At 72.4% G+C, this 22042-nt stretch carries 17 protein-coding genes and 3 tRNA genes; 10 read left to right on the top strand and 10 right to left on the bottom strand.

Features of this window, described 5'->3' with window-relative positions; genetic code table 11:
* Positions 1-79 precede the first annotated feature (79 nt).
* Positions 80-1117 carry a rod shape-determining protein gene (locus FRZ03_RS27025; protein ID WP_146467743.1) on the top strand — a complete coding sequence of 346 codons (1038 nt, stop codon included), beginning with the start codon at positions 80-82 and terminating at the stop codon, positions 1115-1117.
* 18 nt (positions 1118-1135) lie between these two features.
* On the opposite strand, the gene FRZ03_RS27020 is transcribed toward FRZ03_RS27025, so the two are convergent.
* Entirely contained in the window at positions 1136-1999 is an 864-nt protein-coding gene (locus tag FRZ03_RS27020; RefSeq protein ID WP_146467742.1) for a MurR/RpiR family transcriptional regulator, read from the bottom strand.
* A gap of 55 nt (positions 2000-2054) precedes the next feature.
* Between FRZ03_RS27020 and FRZ03_RS39330 the strand changes: the two genes are divergently transcribed.
* Entirely contained in the window at positions 2055-2810 is a 756-nt protein-coding gene (locus FRZ03_RS39330) for an EamA family transporter (RefSeq protein ID WP_186785630.1), read from the top strand.
* Between the two features lie 174 nt (positions 2811-2984).
* Here the strand turns inward: FRZ03_RS39330 and FRZ03_RS27015 are convergent, their stop codons facing one another.
* Entirely contained in the window at positions 2985-4049 is a 1065-nt protein-coding gene (locus tag FRZ03_RS27015; protein WP_146467741.1) for a fatty acid desaturase family protein, read from the bottom strand.
* Positions 4050-4753: 704 nt separating this feature from the next.
* On the opposite strand from FRZ03_RS27015, the gene FRZ03_RS27010 reads away from it, so the two are divergent.
* Complete coding sequence (locus tag FRZ03_RS27010; RefSeq protein ID WP_146467740.1) at positions 4754-5011, top strand: type II toxin-antitoxin system VapB family antitoxin; 258 nt, start codon at positions 4754-4756, stop codon at positions 5009-5011.
* The gene (locus FRZ03_RS27005) at positions 5008-5421 is read left to right on the top strand and encodes a PIN domain nuclease (protein ID WP_146467739.1); all 414 of its coding nucleotides are present in this window, start codon (positions 5008-5010) and stop codon (positions 5419-5421) included. The genes FRZ03_RS27010 and FRZ03_RS27005 overlap by 4 nt, the downstream gene beginning before the upstream one ends.
* Positions 5422-5432: 11 nt before the next feature.
* On the opposite strand, the gene FRZ03_RS27000 is transcribed toward FRZ03_RS27005, so the two are convergent.
* From FRZ03_RS27000 to FRZ03_RS26985, 4 genes are all read right to left on the bottom strand, one after another.
* Positions 5433-7115 (bottom strand): SWIM zinc finger family protein, encoded by a 1683-nt coding sequence (locus tag FRZ03_RS27000; protein ID WP_261399346.1) that lies wholly within the window; start codon positions 7113-7115, stop codon positions 5433-5435.
* Between the two features lie 458 nt (positions 7116-7573).
* A tRNA-Ile gene (locus tag FRZ03_RS26995) sits at positions 7574-7647 on the bottom strand.
* 177 nt (positions 7648-7824) lie between these two features.
* A tRNA-Asn gene (locus FRZ03_RS26990) sits at positions 7825-7897 on the bottom strand.
* Positions 7898-7903: 6 nt separating this feature from the next.
* Positions 7904-7976 (bottom strand) — tRNA-Asn (locus FRZ03_RS26985).
* 159 nt (positions 7977-8135) lie between these two features.
* On the opposite strand from FRZ03_RS26985, the gene FRZ03_RS26980 reads away from it, so the two are divergent.
* The 4 genes from FRZ03_RS26980 to FRZ03_RS26965 all read left to right on the top strand — a co-directional run bounded on the left by FRZ03_RS26980 (position 8136) and on the right by FRZ03_RS26965 (position 13766).
* The gene (locus tag FRZ03_RS26980; protein ID WP_146467737.1) at positions 8136-8441 is read left to right on the top strand and encodes a YtxH domain-containing protein; all 306 of its coding nucleotides are present in this window, start codon (positions 8136-8138) and stop codon (positions 8439-8441) included.
* Between the two features lie 50 nt (positions 8442-8491).
* Positions 8492-9940 (top strand): xylulokinase, encoded by a 1449-nt coding sequence (locus FRZ03_RS26975; protein ID WP_146467736.1) that lies wholly within the window; start codon positions 8492-8494, stop codon positions 9938-9940.
* Positions 9941-10104: 164 nt separating this feature from the next.
* Positions 10105-11838: an ABC transporter ATP-binding protein gene (locus FRZ03_RS26970; RefSeq protein ID WP_146467735.1), complete on the top strand. Its 1734-nt coding sequence runs from the start codon at positions 10105-10107 to the stop codon at positions 11836-11838.
* Complete coding sequence (locus FRZ03_RS26965) at positions 11838-13766, top strand: ABC transporter ATP-binding protein (protein ID WP_146467734.1); 1929 nt, start codon at positions 11838-11840, stop codon at positions 13764-13766. The genes FRZ03_RS26970 and FRZ03_RS26965 overlap by 1 nt, the downstream gene beginning before the upstream one ends.
* 45 nt (positions 13767-13811) lie before the next feature.
* On the opposite strand, the gene FRZ03_RS26960 is transcribed toward FRZ03_RS26965, so the two are convergent.
* The 4 genes from FRZ03_RS26960 to FRZ03_RS26945 form a co-directional block, all read right to left on the bottom strand.
* A complete protein-coding gene (locus tag FRZ03_RS26960; protein WP_398661177.1) occupies positions 13812-14915 on the bottom strand; it encodes an RNA polymerase sigma factor in 1104 nt (367 codons plus the stop codon).
* A gap of 78 nt (positions 14916-14993) precedes the next feature.
* Entirely contained in the window at positions 14994-16901 is a 1908-nt protein-coding gene (gene dnaG / locus FRZ03_RS26955; protein WP_146467733.1) for a DNA primase, read from the bottom strand.
* 46 nt (positions 16902-16947) lie between these two features.
* On the bottom strand, positions 16948-18213 hold the full coding sequence (locus FRZ03_RS26950; RefSeq protein WP_146467732.1) for an NAD(P)/FAD-dependent oxidoreductase: 1266 nt from the start codon (positions 18211-18213) through the stop codon (positions 16948-16950).
* Between the two features lie 107 nt (positions 18214-18320).
* Positions 18321-19595, bottom strand: coding sequence for a deoxyguanosinetriphosphate triphosphohydrolase (locus FRZ03_RS26945; protein WP_146467731.1), 1275 nt, complete (start codon positions 19593-19595; stop codon positions 18321-18323).
* A gap of 182 nt (positions 19596-19777) precedes the next feature.
* On the opposite strand from FRZ03_RS26945, the gene FRZ03_RS26940 reads away from it, so the two are divergent.
* Both FRZ03_RS26940 and FRZ03_RS26935 read left to right on the top strand, forming a co-directional pair.
* The gene (locus FRZ03_RS26940; protein ID WP_146467730.1) at positions 19778-20479 is read left to right on the top strand and encodes a SanA/YdcF family protein; all 702 of its coding nucleotides are present in this window, start codon (positions 19778-19780) and stop codon (positions 20477-20479) included.
* A gap of 2 nt (positions 20480-20481) precedes the next feature.
* On the top strand, positions 20482-21969 hold the full coding sequence (locus FRZ03_RS26935) for a translocation/assembly module TamB domain-containing protein (RefSeq protein ID WP_146467729.1): 1488 nt from the start codon (positions 20482-20484) through the stop codon (positions 21967-21969).
* Positions 21970-22042 lie beyond the last annotated feature (73 nt).

Here is a 22042-nt window from a genome sequence, read left to right as displayed (position 1 = left end):
GCCCCCTTCAGAAGGCGCCCGCGCCCGGGCCCCGCGCAGGATGCAGGGACAAGGAAAGCCCCGCCCGGGAGGAACCGCCGTGACCGTCAGCCTGGACCAGTTGCGCCGCTGCCACTTCGCCGTCGACCTGGGCGCGGCCCGCACCCGGGTGTATGTGAAGGGCGCCGGACTGGTCGTGGACCAGCCCTCGGTCGCGGCCGTGAACATCCGTTCCGGCTCGCTGATCGCGGTGGGCGACTTCGCGGAGCAGATGACCGGGCGGACACCGCACCACATCAGGGTGGTCCGGCCCATCTCCGGTGGCACGGTGGTGGACATCGAGATGGCCCAGCGCATGCTGCGGCACCTGATCGGCGACAAGATGCGCCGCGCGCTGCGCCGCAAGGCCCGGCTGCGCGCCGCCGCCTGCACCCCGCACGACGCCGATCCGCTGGCCCAGCGGGCGACGGTGGAGACGCTGGTCGGGCTGGGTGCGCGCCGGGTGGAGCTGGTGGACACGCTGATCGCGGCGGCCGTGGGCTGCGGGCTGCCGGTGGAGCGGCCCGAAGCGACGATGATCATGGTGTGCGGGGCGGCGGCCACCCAGGTCGCGGTGTTGTCGCTGGGCTCGATCGTCACCGCCGAGCGGATCCCGGTGGGCGGTGAGGCGGTGGACCAGGCGATCGTGCAGCATCTGCGGCACGCGCACCAGCTGGTGCTGCCCAGCCAGTCGGTACGGCCGCTTCAGCTGGCCCTGTCCGGCAACGGGCTCACCCCGCAGGGCCCGGCCCAGACCGAGATCAACGGCCGGGACGTGGCCACCGGGCTCGCCCGGAACGTGCGGGTCGACACCGCGGCAGTGCGCAACGCGATCCAGACCCCGCTGACGGCCGTCCTGGACGGCATCGGCAAGGTGCTGCGCGAGTGCCCGCCGGACCTGGTGGCCGATCTCGCCGACCGCGGGATCATCATGGTCGGCGGTTCCGCGCTGCTGCCCGGGTTCGACCAGATGGTGCGCGAGGCCACCAGGATGCCGGTGCACATCGCCGAGCGCCCGGACCTGTGCGCCGCCCGGGGGCTGGGCGAGATGCTGGAGGGCCGGATCGAGCCGCTGGTCCTGGACCCGCTGGCCGCCTGAACTCCCGCCCCCCGTAGGTCAGTAGGCGTGGTCGGCCGTGATGTCGGCGGACAGGTCGAGGTGGTGGCGGGCGATCTCGGGGCGCAGGCCCATCAGGAGGTGGGCCAGGGCGTCCACCGCCGCGAGATGGGCGATCCGGCTGGCGGAGGTCTCCAGTCCGAAGACGAGGTCCTGCCCGCCGGCCACCAGGACATGGCCGCTGGTCTCGCTCAGCGGTGAGCGGGCGTAGCTGGTGACGGTGACGACGGTGGCACCGGCCCGCCGGGCGCGGCGGGCGGCGTCGACGGTGGTGCGGGTGGCCCCGGTGTGGCTGACGGCGAGCAGCACCCCGTCCGGCGGCAGCTGCGCGGCGGCCAGCTGGGCGGTCAGCGGGTCGGGCGGCGCGTCGACGGCGCAGCCGAGTGCGCGCAGCCGGTAGGCGGCGTCCAGGGCGACCGCGCCGGACAGCCCGGCGGCGACGACGACCACGCGGGACGCGGTGTGCAGGGCCTCGGCCGCGGCGGCGAGCGCGGCGGGGTCGAGGGTGGCGGCGACGCCGTCCAGCGCGTCGCGGGAGGCGTGCAGGGTGGCGGCGAGGGCGTGCGCGGCGGGGTCGTCGGCCGGCGGCGGGGATGGTTCCGCGGTGTGCCGGGCGGCCTCGATCTTCAGTTCCTGGAAGCCCCGGAAGCCGAGCCGCTGGCAGGTGCGCACGACCGTGGAGGAGGCGGTGCCGGCCAGCGCGGCGACGTCGCTGACGCTGAGGTGGACCAGGGCCGCGCCCTGGTCGAGCACCACCCGCGCCACACGGGCCTCGGTCTCGCGCAGCTCCGGCAGCCGGGCCCGCACCCGTGCGGAGAGGGAGCCCGTACCGGCGGTCCCCCCGGTGGCGGAATTCTGTTCCATGTACATAGCCTACCGTGGAATTGAATTCCAGACCTCCCCGCCAGGAGCCGCCCCCATGTCAGGAACCCTGTCCGCCGGAGTGCTCGCCGCCGTCCTCACGGCCGCGGTGCTGCACGCCGTCTGGAACTCGATGGCCCACCGCATCCCGGACAAGCTGATCGGCTTCACCCTGATCAGCCTCGCGTGCACCGGCTGCGCGGCCGTCCTGGTCTGCTGCACACCGCTGCCCCCGGCGGGGGCCTGGCCGTTCCTGGCCGCCTCGGCCGCGCTCCAGGTCAGCTCGCAGCTGTTCCTGCTGCGCGCCTACGAGCTGGGCGATTTCGGGCAGATGTACCCGCTGGCGCGCGGGGTCGCCCCGCTGCTCGTGGCCATCGCCTCGGTCACCCTCCTCGGCGGGGCGCTGAGCCCGGTCCAGGCGGTGGGCGTGCTGCTGGTCTCCGGGGGCCTGGCCGCCCTCGCGCTGGCCTCGGGCCGGATCGGCCGCGCCCAGCTGCCCGCCCTGGGCGCGGCGCTCGGCTCGGGCGCGATCATCGCCGCGTACACCCTGGTCGGCCACCATCGCGGCGGCGATCCCCGCCGGCGCGGCCCCGTCCGGCCCGCCCCCGCCGGAACCCCGGCGCGCGGCCCGGCGGGCGGCGGCGGCCCGCCACGTCTCCCGAGGACATCCGTGAGAACGGAACGGTCAGTACGGCAGCACGCGCCCCGACGGCGTCCTGCGGTCGATCTCCTGCTCGCGCGGCGCGGGGGGCCGCCGGCTGACGCGTACCCGGATCCGACGGTCCATGACGTCTCCTCCTGCCGACACCGGTAGGAGGTCCGTGCCCACGCCGGGTGGGCTTCAAGCCTCGGTGACCGGCATCCGCCAAGTACGCGGCTCCTTCCCGCACTTTCCGCGGCCGGCGGACACCACCCGCGACCGGCCGGGGGGCGCGCCGCGTGCGACGGCCCGCCGCGCCCCTGCCACGCGCCCCTCGTCCCGGCCCGCTCAGGCCCGGCCGGCCCGGGCCGCCCGGCGCCGCCGCCTGATCGGTTCCCCCACCCGGTGCAGATGGGCGAGCGCCTCGCGGTAGGACCGGAGCAGTCCGGTCTCGTGGTACGGCACACCGATCTCGGCGCAGTACGCGCGCACCACCAGCCGGGCGCGTCGCAGGTGGGGGGTGGGCATGCTCGGGAACAGGTGGTGCTCTATCTGGTAGTTGAGCCCGCCGAGCAGCACGTCGGTGAGCCGTCCGCCGCGCACGTTGCGGGAGGTGAGCACCTGGCGTCGCAGGAAGTCGGGCCGCTCGTCGCCGCTGAAGGTCGGCATGCCCTTGTGGTTCGGCGCGAAGGTGCAGCCCAGGTAGACACCGAACAGGCACTGGTGCACGGCGAGGAACGCCACCGCCTTGCCCGGGGGGAGCACCACGAAGAGCGCGGACAGGTAGGCCGCCATGTGCAGGAAGAGCAGGAGCCCCTCCGACAGCCGGCTCTTCATCCACGGCGAACGCAGTGCCCGCACGCTCGCGACGTGTAGGTTGAATCCCTCCAGGGTCAGCAGCGGGAAGAAGAGGTAGGCCTGGTGGCCGCCGATGAGGCGGGCCGGACCGCTGCTGGCGCGGGCCTGGTCGGTGGACCACACCAGGATGTCCGGGGCGACGTCGGGGTCGAGGTCCTCGTGGTTGGGGTTGGCGTGGTGGCGGGTGTGCTTGTTCATCCACCAGCCGTAGCTCATGCCGATGCCGAGGTTGCCGAAGAGCCGGCCCCACGTCTCGCTCGGCCGGCGCCGCCGGAAGACCTGCCGGTGGGCCAGGTCGTGGGCCACGAGGGCCACTTGACCGAAGGCCAGCGCCAGGAAGGCGGCGACCGCGAGTTGCCACCAGGTGTCGCCGAGCGCGAGGAAGGCCCCCCAGCCCGCCGCCAGCAGCCCTGTCACCACACCGATGCGCAGCGTGTAGTAACCGGGGCGCCGCTCCAGCAGACCCGCCTCGGTGATGCGCCGGGTGAGGCGGGCGAAGTCGCTGCCGGCGGCGGAGGTACCCGCGGCCACGGGTGCCTGTGTGGAAATCGTCATGCCGTCGAGTCTCGCGACGGCCGTCCGCGCGGGACAGCCTGCCAGCCACCGGACGGCAGGGGGGCCTGCCCCCCGGCCGGGCCGGGGGGCAGGCCACACCCCGGCCCGTGCCCTCCGGCGGCTCGTGGGCCGAACGACCGAACGGGCGGCGCTGTCGAAGGACACGACCTCGCCGCACCCGACCGGCTGAAGCGGCGCATGTCGATCACGGCTCGATACGTCGCCAGGTAGAAACGGTCCTGCATCCACCTGCGACACCACCTCCGCCGGCGAGGCCCTGCCGCGGCGCCGAACACGCGGTGAGACGGCCACGGCGCCGTCACCGCCCCCGCTCACTGGCCGAGGTCGGCCAACAGGTCGCCGAGTACCGCGCCCTCCTCCATGCGCACGCCGAGGGACCACGGCGGGTGCCGTGCGCGGCGGGTACCGAGTGAGCTGACGCACAATCAGGACCACGGGTTCACCTGCGTCCGCCGACCAGTCGAGAGCGTGGGTGCGGGCCGAGGGCGAGACGGCGGAGGAGGGGCGTCCTCGAGGAGCCCGGCCGCGACCCATGCCTCGCGACGCCACTCGACTACGGCAGCCCCGATCGGCATTCCTTGCGCCGGGCTGCTGCCAGGCCCCTCGTAACGGGCAACACCCACCGTCGAACATACTGGACCATATATATTGATATATAGCCGCGTATACACACGGAGGCGCCCATGAGCCGCACCGTGATCGATCTCGACGACGAGGCGCTGGAGGCCGCGGCCAAGGAACTCGGCACCACGACCAAGCGCGACACCATCAACACCGCCCTTCGGGAGGTCACCGCCCGCTACCGGCGACTGCGCGCTCTCGGAGAAGCCCGCGAACTGGTCGCGGAGGGCGCCCTCGACATGGCTGTCCTCCTCCACAAGAGCAAGTACCGGCCCACCGGCGGGCCGGACGGTGTTCGCGATGCAGGAGCGGATGAGTGACCGTCGCCGACTACCTGATCGACACCTCCGCCGTCGCCCGCGTCCTCCTCGGCCGGACGACGGCCGAGTGGGACGACAGGATCGGCGCGGGGCTCGTCGCCCTGTGCGACATCACCGAACTGGAAGTCCTCTGTTCCGCACGCTCGGCGGCGGACCGGGAACGTGTGAAGCGCACGCTGAACGCCCACTACACCTGGTGCCCCATGCCCGACGGCATCTACCGACGCGCACGCGTCGTCCAGGAACTGCTCACTGTCAAGGGCGAGCATCGCAGTGCAGGCCCCGTCGACCTGCTGGTCGCCGCTGCGGCGGAGGAGGCGGGGCTGACGCTGCTCCACTACGACCGCGACTTCGAAACGATCGCCCGTGCGACCGGACAGCCAGTAGAGATGATCGATCTCAAGGACTGATCGCACTCCATTCACAGCCCGTAGCGGTCGAGGATGCTCATCAGCTTCCGCCTGCGCTTCAGTTCCGTCCGCAGGCCGGTGAGATACGCGGTGAACGCCTCCTCGGTCCCCAGCGCGCGATGGCAGTCGCGAGCACCCAGCAGCAGCCGTGCCAGGTGCTCGTATGCGCGGTCGCCGGTCGGCTCCTTCAGCCGCTCGACCAGCCGCAGGTATACCGCGAGCGCCTCGGACGGACACGTCCCGCGCGACAGGTCGGCGAGTCGCTCCCACTGCTGGTCGTCGGCCTGGCCGGCCGCCTCCCGCCAGGCGGCGTCCAGGTCGCCGTCGTCGAGCAGTGCGTCGATCAGAACGGTCCCGCCGTACCAACCCCCGCGCGCACGGCGGGCGTCCTCTTCCAGGGCGGCCAGCGCGGATGCTCGCTCGTCCTCCCAGCACTCCCCCGCCCGGGCGGCAGCGCGCAGCTGCCGGTAGGCGGCCAGGGACCGCTCGACACCGAACCGGGCCCGGCGCACCCCGACCACGTCCGCCGACCGCCCCGCCTTCACGTACCGGGCGCACACGTAGTCGGCCAGGCGGCCATCGATGTGCGTCTCGGCGGCGCAGTCCCGCAGTCCGCGCTCCGCCCAGGCCAGCGCCTCGTCCGCGCGGCCCGCCGATTCCAGCTCCTCAGCGATGTGCAGATGCGTGGCACCGGACGGGTCGAGGTCCTGTGCATACAGGGCGACCAGCGCGTCGACGTCACCCTCCGCCTTGACCAGACGTTCCATCAGATACCGCTCCGCCCAGCCGGACGGGCCGCGCCGCCGCGCCTCGGTCGCCAGCTGCCGCATGCGGGCCAGCCCGCCCGGCCCCAGCACCTCGGCGTAGTCGAGCGGATCCAGATCCGTCACCTCACTGTCGTCGCCGAGTACGTGGCCGACCAGCCACTCGGCCAGCCGCTCCGGATCGGTGCGCGCGGCTCCGCATGCTTCCAGATGGGCCGCGGCCACCGCGGCCGCGGCCTCCCCGACCACGCCGTCGGCGTCGTCGATCTCCCGACAGGCCTCCCCCAGCAGCCGGATCGCCTCCTCGGCCAGGCCGACCGCGTGCGCCGCTCGCCCGTCGGCGCTCAGGGCGCGCAGTGCGGCCGCCGCCTCTGCCACCTGCCGCGCATACCCGGGGGCATCGGCGTACTCGACATATCCGTAGCGGGCGAAGGGGCGCGGATCGATCAGGGTCGTGATCCGGTCCCGGAGCGTACCGAGGTCGGAGTGAGCGGCGGCGGCCCGCAACTCCAGTCGCCTGCGCAGCCGTCGGTCCTCGGCGATCTGCTCCCGCACCAGCGCCAGGAGTTCGTCACGTGACAGCGCCGTGAGCCACGCTTCCAGCCCGGAGGCGCGCGCCTTTGCCACTGCCCGCTGGTGCGGGATCGTCTTCGCCCGCCGCAGCACGGTCAACCCCACGGCCACACAGTGCTTGCAGAAGTTGCCCTCCTGCCCGTAGGGGCAGTCGCACCATCCCGAGAGTCCGTCGTCCCCGCCGAGGGTGAGCTCCACCTCGTAGCCATCCGTACCGTGCACCACGGCGGTGACCGAGCCGTCCCCCACCTCCAGGCCGCTCACCGCGTCCAGGTACCCCAGCCCCCGCTCGAACGACCGAGCCCCCGCAAGCGCCCGCAGATCGTCCTCGTCGAACCCCACCACTTTCCGTGCCACGCCCGCCATTCAACCGCGAGGCGGCAGGTGCGGAATGCGTTCCCCTGCCCCCCGTTCGGCCCCGGCCTCGATCTCGCCTGCGTGTTCCCGTTTCGCGGGTCAGACGGGTAGCCGCTGTCGAGCCCTCGCTCCAGCCGAGGGGGCGATCCCGAAGCCAATGGACACGGTCGCGGTACCGGTGAGCCGAGAGCAGCGATACGCCGCGCCAAGAGCTGCGGCGCCCCGGCGTGCGGAAGAGGCGACAGAGAGCCGAGGCCTCGCGCGACACTTTCCCGCCACGGCACCGATCAGGTGATACGGCTGATTTCGCCTATGCCTCGTATGTCGCCCGCACCGTGTCCCCTGTCTGTCCCCTGGATCTTGGTCTGAGGGAGTGAAGGAGGGCCGCCACGCTGGCGTGGCGGCCCTCCTTCATACGTTTCTGCAGGTAGAAACGCTTCTGCGCGTGTAGCGCCCGGTGGGGCGGGTGGGACTCGAACCCACGGCCGACGGATTATGAGTCCGCTGCTCTAACCGGCTGAGCTACCGCCCCATAGCGGCGTGTCGCGTACAAGTGTGCGCGCCGTCTGCCGCAGCATAGCCGCTCATACGATCTCCTGCCTCGGATGGTCGGCTTCCGCGCTGCTCATGACCTTGAGGACATCGGCGCGGGCCACGGCGGTTCCCGGGGACATGAAAAAGGACCCCTGAGGGGCCCTCGTTCAGCGTGCTCCCCCGACTGGACTCGAACCAGTAACCTGCCGGTTAACAGCCGGCTGCTCTGCCAATTGAGCTACGGAGGACCGAAGCTCCCCCGACTGGACTCGAACCAGTAACCTGCCGGTTAACAGCCGGCTGCTCTGCCAATTGAGCTACGGAGGATCGCCTCGTCTGCATCGAACGGACCTCCCCGGGTATTCGCCAGGGGGCGGTCGCTCGCTGCGACACATACATTAGCGCAAGCAGGGGGGTGCTCCGCCAATCGGTACCCTCGGGCACCTGCGTCGCACCAGACACCAACGCACGGGAAGGGTGGCAGCCATGCGCTACCGGCTCACGTTCATCGCCGGACTGGCCATCGGTTACGTACTCGGCACACGGGCCGGACGCGAGCGCTACGAGCAGCTGAAGAAGTCCGCTCGTCAGATCGCCCAGAACCCCGCCGTACGCAACACCGCCGAGACCGCGGCCCAGCAGGGCCGCAGCTACGCGGGCAAGGCCTTCCACACGGTCTCGGACAAGGTCGGCGACCGCGTCCCGGACTCGGTCGCCCAGCGGGTCCGCTCCCTGAAGGACCGCACGTCGGGCGGCACGGCGGGGGACGACTGGGGCACCAGCGCCACCTGACCCGGCGGCGGGGGCCGGACCCGGCGCGGTGATGCGGCAAAATCGTCCGCATGGGGATAGTCGCCGGTTTGGACAGCTCACCTGATTTCACCCGCATCGTGGTCTGTGACACAGACACCGGTGCCCTACTCAGGCAGGGGTACGCCCCCCATCCCGTCGACCCGCCGGAAGGCGGTCGCCCCAGCGACATCGACCCCCAGGCCTGGCTGCTCTCCCTCGGTGAAGCCGCCGGCGGCGGACTGCTGGAGGGGGTCCAGGCCATCGGCGTCTCCGCGCAGCAGAACGCGCTGGTCCCGCTGGACGCCCAGGGCAACACCGTGCGCCCGGCGCTGGTCGGCGGGGACCGGCGCGCGCAGGTCGCCGCGGCCGACCTGGTGGACGCGCTCGGCGGCCGGGAGGCCTGGGCGCACGCCGTCGGCTGTGTGCCGCAGTCCGCGCATCCCGTCACCAAGCTGCGCTGGCTGGCCAAGAACGAGCCGGAGAACGCCCGGCGCGTCGCGGTGCTGCTCCAGGCCCACGACTGGCTGGTGTGGCAGTTGCTCGGGCGCCCGGTGCGCCGTACCACCGACCGCGGCGGCGCCTCCGGCACCGGCTACTGGTCCGCGGCCACCGGTGCCTACCGCTCCGACCTGGTCGAGCTGGCGCTCGGCCACCAGGCGATGCTGCCGGAGGTGATCGGCCCGGCCGAGGCGGCCGGTACCACCCCGGAGGGTCTGCTGATCTCGGCCGGCACCGGGGAGACCATGGCCGCCGCGTTCGGGCTCGGGATCGGGCTCGGGGACGCGGTGGTCTCGCTCGGCGCCTCGGGCTCGGTGATGGCCGTGCACCCGGAGGCGCTGGCCGACCAGTCCGGGATGATCACCTCGCTCGCCGACGCCACCGGCATGCACCTGCCGGTCGTCACCACGCTGAACGCCGTACGCGCCCTGCGCGGCACCGCCGAACTCCTCGGCCTGCCGGACCTGGAGGCCCTGTCCGAGCTGGCGATGAAGTCCACGCCGGGGGCGCACGGCCTGGTCCTGCTCCCCTACCTGGAGGGCGAGCGCACGCCGAACCTGCCGCACACCGCGGGCACCCTCGCCGGGCTGCGGCGCGAGTCGATGAAGCCGGAGCACCTGGCGCGGGCCGCGTTCGAGGGCATGCTGTGCGGACTCGCCGACGCGCTGGACGTGCTGCGCGGGCGGGGCGTGGAGGTGCGGCGGATCTTCCTGCTCGGCCCGGCCGCCGAACTGCCCGCCGTGCAGGCCGCGGCGCCCTCGCTGTTCGGCGCGCAGGTGGTCGTACCGCAGCCCGCGGACTACACGGCGATCGGCGCGGCCCGGCAGGCGGCCTGGGCGCTGGGCGTGTCGCAGGGCACCCTCGATCCGCGCACCCCGCCGGCCTGGCAGGGCGCGGCGGCACAGGTGCTGGAGCCGGGCGAGGAGCTGGCCGTCGGGCAGGCGGTGCGGCAGCAGTTCACGGCGGTGCGGGAGCAGACCCACCCCGGCGCGTTCCAGTAAGCCGTACGAAATGTCCCAAACCATCCCACAACGACCAACACCCAGAAGGCCGTACGGAAATCCGCTGCCGGGTTAATCGGTTGAGGTAACGCGGGTGGAGTGTCCGACGATAGGGGCCAAGGGCACACCGACCTGCCCCTGTCGCCGACTCCGAGAGACGCAGCGTGCTCATACGACTTCTACGGACCTATCTCAGGCCCTACAAGAAACCCATCACCGTGCAGGTGCTGCTCCAGTTCGTGCAGACCTGCGCCACCCTCTACCTGCCCACCCTGAACGCCCACATCATCGACAACGGCGTCGTGAAGGGCGACACGGGCTACATCCTGTCGTTCGGCGCCCTGATGATCGGCATCTCGCTGGTGCAGGTCGTGTGCAACATCGGTGCCGTGTACCTGGGCGCGCGGACCGCCTCGGCGCTCGGCCGGGACGTGCGCGGTGCCGTCTTCGACCGGGTGCAGTCCTTCTCCGCCCGCGAGGTGGGGCAGTTCGGCGCGCCCTCGCTCATCACCCGTACGACCAACGACGTGCAGCAGGTCCAGATGCTGGTCCTGATGACGTTCACGCTGATGGTCTCGGCGCCCATCATGTGCGTCGGCGGCATCGTGCTGGCCCTCGGCCTGGACGTGCCGCTGTCCGGGGTGCTGGTCGCGGTCGTCCCGGTGCTGGCGGTCTGTGTGACGCTGATCGTGCGCCGGCTGCGGCCGCTGTTCCGCACCATGCAGACCCGCCTCGACAAGGTGAACCGGGTGCTGCGCGAGCAGATCACCGGCAACCGGGTGATCCGCGCCTTCGTCCGCGACGAGTACGAGCGGGCCCGCTTCGGCCGGGTCAACGGCGAGCTGACCGAGATGCAGCTGGCCACCGGACGGCTGCTGTCGCTGATGTTCCCGATGGTGATGACCGTGGTGAACGTGTCGTCCATCGCGGTGGTGTGGTTCGGCGCGCACCGCATCGACAGCGGCGGGATGCAGATCGGCGACCTGACCGCCTTCCTCGCCTATCTGATGCAGATCGTGATGTCCGTGATGATGGCCACCTTCATGTTCATGATGGTGCCGCGCGCGGAGGTGTGCGCCGAGCGCATCCAGGAGGTGCTGGAGACCGGCTCCAGCGTGCTGCCGCCGCTCGCGCCGGTCACCGAGCTGCGCCGGCACGGGCACCTGGAGATCCGCGCGGCCGGCTTCCGCTATCCGGGGGCCGAGGAGCCGGTGCTGCGCTCCGTCGAGCTGGTGGCCCGGCCCGGTGAGACCACGGCCGTGATCGGCTCCACCGGCAGCGGCAAGTCCACCCTGCTCGGGCTGGTCCCCCGGCTGTTCGACGCCACCGAGGGCGAGGTCCTGGTGAACGGCGTGAACGTCCGCGAGGTCGAGCCCGCGCTGCTGGCCCGGACGGTCGGGCTGGTCCCGCAGAAGCCCTATCTGTTCGCGGGCACCGTCGCCGGCAACCTGCGCTACGGCAATCCGGAGGCCACGGACGAGGAGCTGTGGCACGCGCTGGAGGTGGCGCAGGCCAAGGAGTTCGTGTCCGGGCTGGAGGGCGGCCTGGAGGCGCCGATCGCCCAGGGCGGCACCAATGTGTCGGGCGGCCAGCGCCAGCGGCTCGCCATCGCGCGCACCCTCGTGCAGCGCCCGGAGATCTACCTCTTCGACGACTCCTTCTCCGCGCTCGACTACGCCACCGACGCGGCCCTGCGCGCCGCGCTGGCCCAGGAGACCGCGGAGGCGACCGTCGTGATCGTCGCCCAGCGGGTGGCGACCATCCGGGACGCGGACCGGATCATCGTCCTGGACGAGGGCCGGGTGGTCGGCTCCGGCCGGCACCAGGAGCTGATGGCGGGCAACGAGACCTACCGGGAGATCGTGCTCTCCCAGCTGACGGAAGCGGAGGCCGCCTGATGGCCGGGCCCATGGGACGCATGATGGCCGGAGGGAGTCCCGACCAGCGGTCGATGGACTTCAAGGGGTCCGGCAAGCGGCTGGTCGCGCAGTTCCGGCCGGAGCGGGTCACCGTCGGCATCCTGCTGCTGTGCGTGGTCGTCAGCGTGACGCTGAGCGTGGTCGGGCCGAAGATCCTCGGCAAGGCCACCGACCTGGTGTTCGCCGGCATCATCGGCCGGCAGATGCCCGCCGGGGCCACCAAGGAGCAGGTGCTGGCCGGGATGCGGGCCAGCGGCAAGGGCTCCGTCGCGGACATGCTCCAGAGCACCGACTTCACGCCCGGCAAGGGCATCGACTTCGGCGCGGTCGGCGACGTCCTGCTGCTGGCGCTCGGCACCTTCCTGGTCGCCGGCCTGCTGATGGCCGTCGCCACCCGGCTGGTCAACCGGACCGTGAACCGCACGATGTACCGGCTGCGCGAGTCCGTGCAGACGAAGCTGTCGCGGCTGCCGCTGTCGTACTTCGACAAGCGCCAGCGCGGCGAGGTGCTGTCGCGGGCCACCAACGACATCGACAACATCGGGCAGACGCTCCAGCAGTCGATGGGCCAGCTGATCAACTCGGTGCTGACCATCATCGGCGTGCTGCTGATGATGTTCTACGTCTCCTGGATCCTGGCGCTGGTCGCGCTGGTGACCGTGCCGCTGTCCTTCCTCGTCGCCACCCGGGTCGGCAAGCGCTCGCAGCCGCACTTCGTGCAGCAGTGGCGTTCCACGGGCAAGCTCAACGCCCATGTGGAGGAGATGTACACCGGGCACACGCTGGTGAAGGTGTTCGGGCGGCAGGAGGAGTCGGCGAAGCAGTTCGCCGAGCAGAACGAGGCGCTGTACCAGGCCGCGTTCAAGGCGCAGTTCAACAGCGGGGTGATGCAGCCGCTGATGATGTTCGTGTCGAACCTGAACTACGTGCTGGTGGCGGTCGTCGGCGGCCTGCGGGTCGCGTCCGGCGCGCTGTCCATCGGTGATGTGCAGGCCTTCATCCAGTACTCGCGGCAGTTCTCGATGCCGCTGACGCAGGTCGCCTCCATGGCGAACCTGGTGCAGTCCGGCGTGGCCTCGGCCGAGCGGGTCTTCGAACTCCTGGACGCGGAGGAGCAGGAGGCGGACCCGGTGCCCGGCGAGCGGCCGGCAGAGCTGCGCGGGCGCGTGGAGCTGGAGCACGTGTCCTTCCGGTACGACCCGGAGAAGCCGCTGATCGAGGACCTCTCGCTGACGGTGGAGCCCGGCCACACGGTGGCCATCGTGGGTCCCACGGGCGCGGGCAAGACCACGCTGGTCAACCTGCTCATGCGGTTCTACGACGTCTCCGGCGGGCGGATCACCCTGGACGGGGTGGACGTGCGCACGATGACCCGGGACGACCTGCGGTCCGGGATCGGGATGGTGCTCCAGGACACCTGGCTGTTCGGCGGCACCATCGCGGAGAACATCGCGTACGGCGCCTCGCGCAAGGTGACCCGGGGCGAGATCGAGGAGGCCGCGCGGGCGGCGCACGCCGACCGGTTCATCCGGACGCTGCCCGAGGGGTACGACACCGTGATCGACGACGAGGGCACGGGGGTGAGCGCCGGTGAGAAGCAGCTCATCACCATCGCGCGGGCCTTCCTGTCCGACCCGGTGATCCTGGTCCTGGACGAGGCGACGAGTTCCGTGGACACCCGCACCGAGGTGCTGATCCAGAAGGCGATGGCCAAACTCGCCGCCGGGCGCACGTCGTTCGTGATCGCCCACCGGCTCTCCACGATCCGGGACGCGGACACGATCCTCGTCATGGAGAACGGCTCCATCGTCGAACAGGGCGCGCACGCCGAGCTGCTGGCGGCCGACGGCGCGTACGCCCGGCTGTACAAGGCGCAGTTCGCGCAGGCGGTGGCCGAGGTCGACTGACCGGGAGTCGGCAGGAGGGGGTCGTCGGGAGGCGGCCCCCTTCCGTCAGTCCAGGTAGCCCCTCAGCTGGTCCGCGTAGGCGTGGTCCCTGAGCTTGGCGAGGGTCTTGGACTCGATCTGGCGTATCCGTTCGCGGGTGACGCCGAAGAGGCGGCCGATCTCCTCCAGGGTGCGGGGGCGGCCGTCGAGGAGGCCGTAGCGCAGCTGTACGACCTTGCGCTCGCGCTCGCCCAGCGTGGACAGCACCGCCTCCAGGTGCTGTTTGAGCAGGAGGAACGCGGCGGACTCCATGGGGCTCGCGGCGTCGCCGTCCTCGATGAGGTCGCCGAGCGCCACGTCGTCCTCCTCGCCGACGGGGGCGTGCAGCGAGACCGGCTCCTGGGCGAGGCGCAGCACCTCGCCGACCCGCTCGGGCGGCAGGTCGAGATGGGCGGCGACCTCCTCGGGTGTCGGCTCGTACCCCCGCTCCTGGAGCATCCGGCGCTGCACCCGTACGACCCGGTTGATCAGCTCCACCACGTGCACCGGCACGCGGATGGTGCGGGCCTGGTCGGCGAGGGCGCGGGACATGGCCTGGCGGATCCACCAGGTGGCGTAGGTGGAGAACTTGTAGCCGCGGGCGTAGTCGAACTTCTCCACGGCGCGGATGAGCCCGAGGTTGCCCTCCTGGACGAGGTCGAGCATGGTCAGCCCGCGCCCCACGTACCGCTTGGCGACGGACACGACGAGCCGCAGGTTGGCCTCGATCAGCCGTCGCTTGGCCACCCGCCCCATGACCACCAGCCGGTCCAGGTCGTGCGCCAGCCCGCTGTCCAGGTCCGGGGTGCTGCCCAGCTTCTCCTCGGCGAACAGGCCGGCCTCCACCCGGCGGGCGAGTTCGACCTCCTCGGCGGCGGTGAGCAGCGGGATGCGGCCGATCTCGCGCAGGTACTGCCGGAACAGGTCCGCGGTGGGTCCCCCGCTCTCCGGGTGCAGGGGCGCACGGCCCTGCGGGGGAACGGCCACGAGGACGTCGGGCTCCGCGTCCGGCTCGTCCGCGCGGGCACCGGTGCTGCTGTCGGCGGGGGTGCGGGTCTGGGTCTGCACGAGGGCGACCTCCAGGATGTTCACCGGACTCGGGCACCCCCAACAGTGTGGGGTACGGCACATCGCTCCCACGAGGGGCGTGCGATGACTTTTTGCGTCCGGTCCGTGACCCGCTGCTGACGTTCGCCGTCCGGCGGCCGCTCAGAGCGCCTCCGCGCCCCTCGCCCGCAGTGACTGGTCGTACTGCTGGAGGACCCACATCTCGTTCTGGACCGCGGCCAGTTGGGCCGGGTCGCCGCCGGCGGAGAGACGGGTCATCTGGTACTCGATGTCGCGGATGCGGCGTTCCACGGCGCGGCGGCGGATCTGGACCAGGACCGTGCCGGCGTAGGTCTCGTCCACGGTGCGGCGCAGGATCGGTTCGACGGCCAGTTCGGTGACCATGGCGCGCACGGTGTCGTCCGGCGCGGCCTCCCGGACACGGACCAGGTACTCCTGCGGGTCGGCCACCCCGTACTCGGCGCCGCCCGCCTCCGCGATGGCCTGGCGGACGGCGGCGTAGGGCGGGGCGGTGAACTCGTCGACCCCGTAGGCGTCGAACGCCGGGGAGACCAACTCGGGGCGCTGGAGGGCGAGTTTGAGCAGTTCGCGTTCGGCGGCGTACACCGGGTTGCGCAGGGTGAGGGCCGGGCCGGAGTTCGTGGAGCGCGGGGCCGACGCCCACTGCTGTTCCGCACCGCGCGGGCGCTCCTGCTGGGGGCCCCTGCCGCCGCGGTCCCGGGCCCAGCGGGCCAGCTGGGCCACCCGGCGGACCACGAACTGGGTGTCCAGGATGCCCAGCAGCCCCGCCAGCTCCACCGCGACCTCGTGCTGCGCGCCGCTGTTCTTGATCCGGGCCACGATCGGCGCGGCCTCGTCCAGCGCGGCGGCCCGTCCCCCGGAGGTGTCGAGGTCGTACCGGCTCACGATCTGCCGCAGCGCGAACTCGAACAGCGGGGTGCGGGGTTCGACCAGGTCGGCCACCGCCTCGTCGCCCTTGGCCAGGCGCAGCTCGCAGGGGTCCATGCCGTCCGGCGCGATCGCGATGTAGGTCTCGGCGGCGAACTTCTGGTCGTCCTCGAACGCGCGCAGCGCGGCCTTCTGCCCGGCCGCGTCGCCGTCGAAGGTGAAGATCACCCGGGCCGACCCGTTGTCCATCAGCAGCCGGCGCAGGATCTTGATGTGCTCGCCGCCGAAGGCCGTGCCGCAGGTCGCGACGGCCGTGGTCACCCCGGCGAGGTGGCAGGCCATGACGTCGGTGTAGCCCTCGACCACCACCGCCCGGCTGGCCTTCGCGATCTCCTTCTTCGCCAGGTCGATGCCGTACAGGACCTGCGACTTCTTGTAGATCGCGGTCTCGGGGGTGTTCAGGTACTTGGGGCCGTTGTCCGACTCGTAGAGCTTGCGCGCGCCGAAGCCGACGACGTCCCCGCCGATGTCCCGGATCGGCCACATCAGCCGGCCCCGGAAGCGGTCGATGGGCCCGCGCCGGCCCTCCTGGGAGAGGCCGGAGAGGATCAGCTCCTTGTCGCTGAAGCCCTTGCCGCGCAGATAGCGGGTGAGGTGGTCCCAGCCCTGGGGGCTGTACCCGACGCCGAAGTGCACCGCCGCGGCCTGGTCGAAGCCGCGCTCGGCGAGGAAGACCCGGCCGGTCTCCGCCTCGGGGCTGGTGGCCAGCTGCTCGGCGTACCACTGCGCGGCGATCTTGTGCGCCTCGACCAGCCGGATCCGCTCGCCGCGCTGGTGGGCCGGGTTGTACCCGCCCTCCTCGTAGCGCAGCGTGATCCCGGCCTGGGCGGCGAGCCGCTCCACCGCCTCCGAGAAGGAGAGGTGGTCCACCTTCATCACGAAGGTGATGGTGTCGCCGCCCTCCTGGCAGCCGAAGCAGTGGAAGAGTCCCTTGCTGGGGCTGACCTGGAAGGACGGCGACTTCTCGTCGTGGAACGGGCACAGCCCCTTGAGGTTGCCGCCGCCCGCGTTGCGCAGCTGGAGGTACTCGGAGACCACGGCGTCGATCGGGACCGCGTCCCGTACCGCCTTCACGTCCTCGTCGTTGATCCGTCCTGCCACGGGTGAATTCTACGGGGCGCGCGGACGGTCCCGGGGCGGCCGGGGCTCACGGCAGGAGGCGGTCCAGAGGGACGTGCGGGTCGGCGAGCGCGTCGGTGTCGACCCGGCTCCGGGCGCGGACGAGCTTCTGGATCGGGTCCGTGACGTTCCACACGTTCACGTTCATCCCGGCCAGCACCCTGCCCTCGCGCAGCCAGAACGCGATGAACTCGCGCCGGCCCATGTCGCCTCGGATGACCACCTGATCGTACGTCCCCGGCGGCGCCCATCCGCTGTACTCCATGCCCAGGTCGTACTGGTCGGTGAAGAAGTAGGGCACCCGGTCGTACACCGAGTCCTGGCCGAGCATCGAGCGCGCGGCGGCCGGTCCGCCGTTGAGGGCGTTGGCCCAGTGCTCGACCCGGATCCGGTCGTCGAACAGCTCCAGCGGGAAGGCGGCGACGTCCCCGGCCGCGTGGATGTCGGGGTCGGAGGTGCGCAGCCGCTCGTCCACCACGATGCCGCCGCCGTGCTCCCGTTCGGCGATCTCCAGGCCCGCGGCCTGGGCGAGCGCGGTCCGGGGGGTGGCGCCGATCGCCGCGAGGACGTCGTGCGCCGGGTGCTCCTCGCCGTCGTCGGTGCGCACGGCGAGGACCATGCCGTCCTGGCCGACGATCTCGGTGATCCTGCGCCCGAAGTGGAAGCGGACGCCGTGCTCGCGGTGCAGCTGGGCGAAGGCGTTGCCCAGCTCGGGGCCGAGCACGCCGTGCAGCGGGGTCGGCTCCGGTTCGATCACCGTGACCTCCGCGCCGTACTCGCGGGCCGCCGCCGCGATCTCCAGGCCGATCCAGCCGGCGCCGGCGATCACGAGGTGCCCGTTGTCCCGGCCGAGGGAGGCCAGCACCCGCTTGAGCCGTTCGGCGTGGGCGAGGCGGCGCAGGTGGTGCACGCCGGCCAGGTCGGTGCCGGGGATGTCCAGGCGGCGGGGCTCGGCGCCGGTCGCGAGGAGCAGCTTGTCGTAGCGGACGAGGGTGCCGTCGTCGCCGTAGCGGACCGTCTTGGCCGTACGGTCGATGCGGTCGACGCTCTGGCCGAGGTGCAGCTCGATGTCGTTGCGCGCGTACCAGGCGGGCTCGTGCACGAAGACGCTGTCGCGCTCCTCCTTGCCGAGCAGGAAGCCCTTGGACAGCGGCGGGCGCTCGTAGGGGTGGTCGCGTTCGTCGCAGATCAGTATCACCCTGCCGGTGAAGCCTTCCGCGCGGAGCGTCTCGGCCGCCTTCGCTCCCGCGAGACCACCGCCGACGATCACGAATGTCTGGTCCGCGTCGACCACTTGTCTGCCTCCTCGTAAGGGTGCCGCCACATGCGAGCGTCCCGCACCGGGCGTGCTGCGGGAAGGGGGGGGGTGACCCGATCAGGCCACCTGGTGACACGTTCCTCTCACATATGCCCTGTCAGTCTCGCGTGCAGCGAGAGCGCGGAGGCGTCGGTGAGGGACGCGATCTGGTCGACGATCACCCGCTTGCGCGCGTGGTCGTCGGGCGCCTTGTCGAACAGGGCGCGGAACTGCGGGTCCAGGCCGTCCGGGGCGCGGGCGGTGAGCGCCTCGGCCAGCTCCGCGACGATGACCCGCTGGTCGGCGCGGAGCCGCTCCTGCTCGGCGCGCTGCATCACATACCGGTCGGCGACCGCCTTGAGCACCGCGCACTCCATCCGGGTCGCGCGGGGTACGACGAGTTCGGCGCCGTAGCGGGTGAGCCGGCCGCTGCCGTACGCGGCGCGGGTGGCGCCCTCGGCGGCCAGGCAGAAGCGGCCGATGAGCTGGCTGGTGGCGTCCTTCAGCCGGGCCTGGGCGACCGCGGTGCCGTCGTAGCCGTGCGGCCACCACGGCTCGGCCTGGAGGCGGTCGAGGGCATCGGCGAGTTCGGCGGGGTCGGTGCCGGCCGGGACGTAGCGGCCGACGGCCACCTCGAACACCGCCTGCCGTTCGGGCTCGGCGTGCAGGCAGTTGGGGTCGATGTGCCCGGCGTGCAGGCCGTCCTCGACGTCGTGCACCGAGTAGGCCACGTCGTCGGACCAGTCCATGACCTGGGCCTCGAAGCAGGTGCGGGTGCCGGGGGCCTCGGCCCGGACCCAGTCGAAGACCGGGCGGTCGTCCGCGTACACCCCGAACTTCGCCGAGGCCGGGTCGGTGGGGTGGGCGCCGCGCGGCCAGGGGTACTTGGTGGCGGCGTCCAGGGCGGCGCGGGTGAGGTTGAGGCCGACGGAGCCCTCCGCGGTGAACCGCTTGGGCTCGATGCGGGTGAGCAGCCGCAGGGACTGGGCGTTGCCCTCGAAGCCGCCGCAGTCGTCCGCGAACTCGTTCAGCGCCTGTTCGCCGTTGTGGCCGAAGGGCGGGTGGCCGAGGTCGTGGGAGAGGCAGGCCGCCTCGACCAGGTCGGGGTCGCAGCCGAGGGCGGCGCCCAGTTCCCGGCCCACCTGGGCGCACTCCAGGGAGTGGGTGAGCCGGGTGCGGGGGCTGGCGTCCCAGGCCTGGCTGTGGCTGCCCGGGGTGACGACCTGGGTCTTGCCGGCGAGGCGGCGCAGCGCGGCGGAGTGCAGGACGCGGGCCCGGTCCCGCTGGAAGGCGGTACGGCCCGGGCGTTTGTCGGGCTCGGGGGCCCAGCGCTCCAGGGCGGCCGGGCCGTAGGGATCGGGGGGTGCACTGCCTGCCATGCTTCGACAGTAAGCGCCACCGGTGACAAATGGGGGGTGCCGGGTGGCCCAGTCGGACGGCGCGTTGGGGAATCCGGCCGCCTCGGTGAAGCGCAATCGCACAACGGAGCGAACCGGATCGGCGCGGGCGGCGTCCTCCATGGTCGGAACCGGACTCCGGAATCCGTACCGAGGGGGGCCGTATGAGGATCCGTCGACCGCGCCTGCCGCGCACCCGCGCCGGGCAGCGGCGGCTGGTGCAGGCCGTGATGGCCGTCTGTGTGCTGGCGCTGGCCCCGGTCACCTGGCTGTTCGCGTCCACGGCGGACCGGCTGCGCACGGTGGCGGACGTGCCGTCGGCGCCGGTCGCGGTGGTGTTCGGGGCCGGGCTGTGGAACGGCGTGCCCTCGCCGTACCTCGCGCACCGGCTGGACGCGGCGGCGGCGCTGTACCACGCGGGCCGGGTCAGGGCCGTGCTGGTCACCGGGGACAACAGCCGCAAGGACTACGACGAGCCGGACGCCATGCGCGCCTACCTCACCCGGCACGGCGTGCCGGGCGGGAAGGTCGTGCGCGACTACGCCGGGTTCGACACCTGGGACTCCTGTGTGCGGGCCCGGAAGATCTTCGGCGTCGACCGCGCGGTGCTGGTCAGCCAGGGCTTCCACATCCGCCGGGCGGTGGCGCTGTGCGAGGCGGCGGGGGTGGACTCGTACGGCGTCGGGGTCGACGCGAAGCACGACGCGACCTGGTACTACGGCGGCACGCGCGAGGTGTTCGCGGCGGGCAAGGCGGTGCTGGACGTGGTGTTCCGGCCGGACCCGACGTTCCTGGGCCCCCGGGAGCAGGGGATCGCCGAGGCGCTGGCGGCGCCCGGGGGTCCGGCCCGGCGCGGGGACGGCTGAGCGTGGAGATCGCGGATCCGACGCCCGCCGAACGGCGTGTCTGGGACGCCTTCCCGCTCGGCGAGGGGGTCGATCTGCGGGAGCGGCCCGACTCCCCGCAGGACGGGGACGACGATCCCGCGCGGGGCGCCGACTGGGGGCCCGAACGCACCCTGCGGGCGGAGTTCCTGCGGGAGTTGCTGCTGGCGGGCCCGGTACGGGAGGGCCGTACCGCCGGTCTGAAGGTGACGGGCGCCCGCATCACCGGCCGGCTCGACCTCCGGTACGGCACCGTCGGCCACCCCGTGCGGCTGCGCTCCTGCCACTTCGAGCAGGCGCCGGACCTGTACGGGGCGCGGGTGGGCGCCCTGGTGCTGAGCGACTCGGTGCTGCCGGGGCTGACGGCCGGGGCGCTGCGCGCCGACGGGGTCCTGCGCATCACCTGCTGCCGGTTCACGGGCCCGGTGCGGCTGCAAGGGGCGAAGCTGGCGGGGGCGTTGTTCGCCAACGGCGCGACGCTGGGCACGCCCGGCGTGGCCCCGGCGGAGCCCGTGCTCCAGCTCAACCATGCCGAGGTGGGCACGGACGTGTGGGCGCCGGGACTGGTGGCGCACGGCCGGGTGCAGCTGAACGGCGCCGTCGTCGGCGGGCAGGTGAACCTCAACGACGCGGTGCTGGACGCCCCCGGCGACACCGCGCTGCACGCCGAGGTCCTGGCGGTGGGCACCGATCTGCACGCGATGCGGCTGCGCGTGAGGGGCCGGGTCAATCTGGGTGGCGCCCGCATCCCCCGCCAGCTCAACCTGGCGCACGCCCGGCTGGCGAACCCGGGCGGAGTGGCCCTGCGCGCCAGCAGCGGCGTCATCGGCGAGCTGTGGCTGCGGGAGGCCGCGCCGGTCGAGGGGGACGTCAATCTGCGCCGCGCCCAGCTCGACCTGCTGCACGTGCCGCCCGAGGTGTGGCCGGACCGGGTCCACCTCGACGGGCTGGCCTACCGGGTGCTCACCCCGCACCTGCCCGCCGAGCAGCGGCTGCCGCTGCTGGAGCGCGAGCCGGACGGCTATCTCCCGCACCCTTACGAGCAGTTGGCCACGGCGTACCGCACGGTGGGGGACGACGCCGCGGCCCGCACCGTCCAGCTGGCCAAGCTGCGCCGCCGCCGCCGCACCCTGCCGCCGTACGCCCGACTGTGGGGCCACCTCCAGGACGCGGCCGTCGGCTACGGCTTCCGCCCGATGCGGGCCGCGGGCTGGCTGCTGCTCCTGCTGTGCACGGGCACCCTCGTCTTCGCCCTGCACCGTCCGCCCGCCCTCAAACCGTCCGAGGCCCCCGGCTTCAACCCGCTCTTCTACACCCTCGACCTGCTGCTGCCCGTCATCGACTTCGGCCAGGAACCGGCGTTCGCGCCGCGCGGCGCCTACCAGTGGCTGTCCTACCTGCTGATCGCCCTGGGCTGGGTGCTGGCGACGACGATCGCGGCGGGCATCACGCGCTCCCTGAACCGGCAGTAGGAACCGGGCACAAGGCGGCCTCTTCCCGCCCTTCCTGTGAACTCCCTATGGACATTGCTTGTCATGTCTCCTT

The sequence above is a fragment of the Streptomyces misionensis genome (assembly GCF_007896895.1).
In the GTDB taxonomy this organism is placed as follows: domain Bacteria; phylum Actinomycetota; class Actinomycetes; order Streptomycetales; family Streptomycetaceae; genus Streptomyces; species Streptomyces misionensis_A.
Note: the sequence above shows the minus strand (reverse complement) of the source record. Positions and strands in the feature narration are given on the sequence as shown.

What these genes read in the sequence shown, in the direction of transcription:
- FRZ03_RS27020 (WP_146467742.1), bottom strand. Translation starts at nt 1,999, where the DNA reads ATGGAACAGAATTCCGCCACCGGGGGGACCGCCGGTACGGGCTCCCTC.
- FRZ03_RS39330 (WP_186785630.1), top strand. Translation starts at nt 2,055, where the DNA reads ATGTCAGGAACCCTGTCCGCCGGAGTGCTCGCCGCCGTCCTCACGGCC.
- FRZ03_RS27015 (WP_146467741.1), bottom strand. Translation starts at nt 4,049, where the DNA reads ATGACGATTTCCACACAGGCACCCGTGGCCGCGGGTACCTCCGCCGCC.
- FRZ03_RS27010 (WP_146467740.1), top strand. Translation starts at nt 4,754, where the DNA reads ATGAGCCGCACCGTGATCGATCTCGACGACGAGGCGCTGGAGGCCGCG.
- FRZ03_RS26980 (WP_146467737.1), top strand. Translation starts at nt 8,136, where the DNA reads ATGCGCTACCGGCTCACGTTCATCGCCGGACTGGCCATCGGTTACGTA.
- FRZ03_RS26975 (WP_146467736.1), top strand. Translation starts at nt 8,492, where the DNA reads ATGGGGATAGTCGCCGGTTTGGACAGCTCACCTGATTTCACCCGCATC.
- FRZ03_RS26965 (WP_146467734.1), top strand. Translation starts at nt 11,838, where the DNA reads ATGGCCGGGCCCATGGGACGCATGATGGCCGGAGGGAGTCCCGACCAG.
- FRZ03_RS26960 (WP_398661177.1), bottom strand. Translation starts at nt 14,915, where the DNA reads ATGTGCCGTACCCCACACTGTTGGGGGTGCCCGAGTCCGGTGAACATC.
- FRZ03_RS26945 (WP_146467731.1), bottom strand. Translation starts at nt 19,595, where the DNA reads ATGGCAGGCAGTGCACCCCCCGATCCCTACGGCCCGGCCGCCCTGGAG.
- FRZ03_RS26940 (WP_146467730.1), top strand. Translation starts at nt 19,778, where the DNA reads ATGAGGATCCGTCGACCGCGCCTGCCGCGCACCCGCGCCGGGCAGCGG.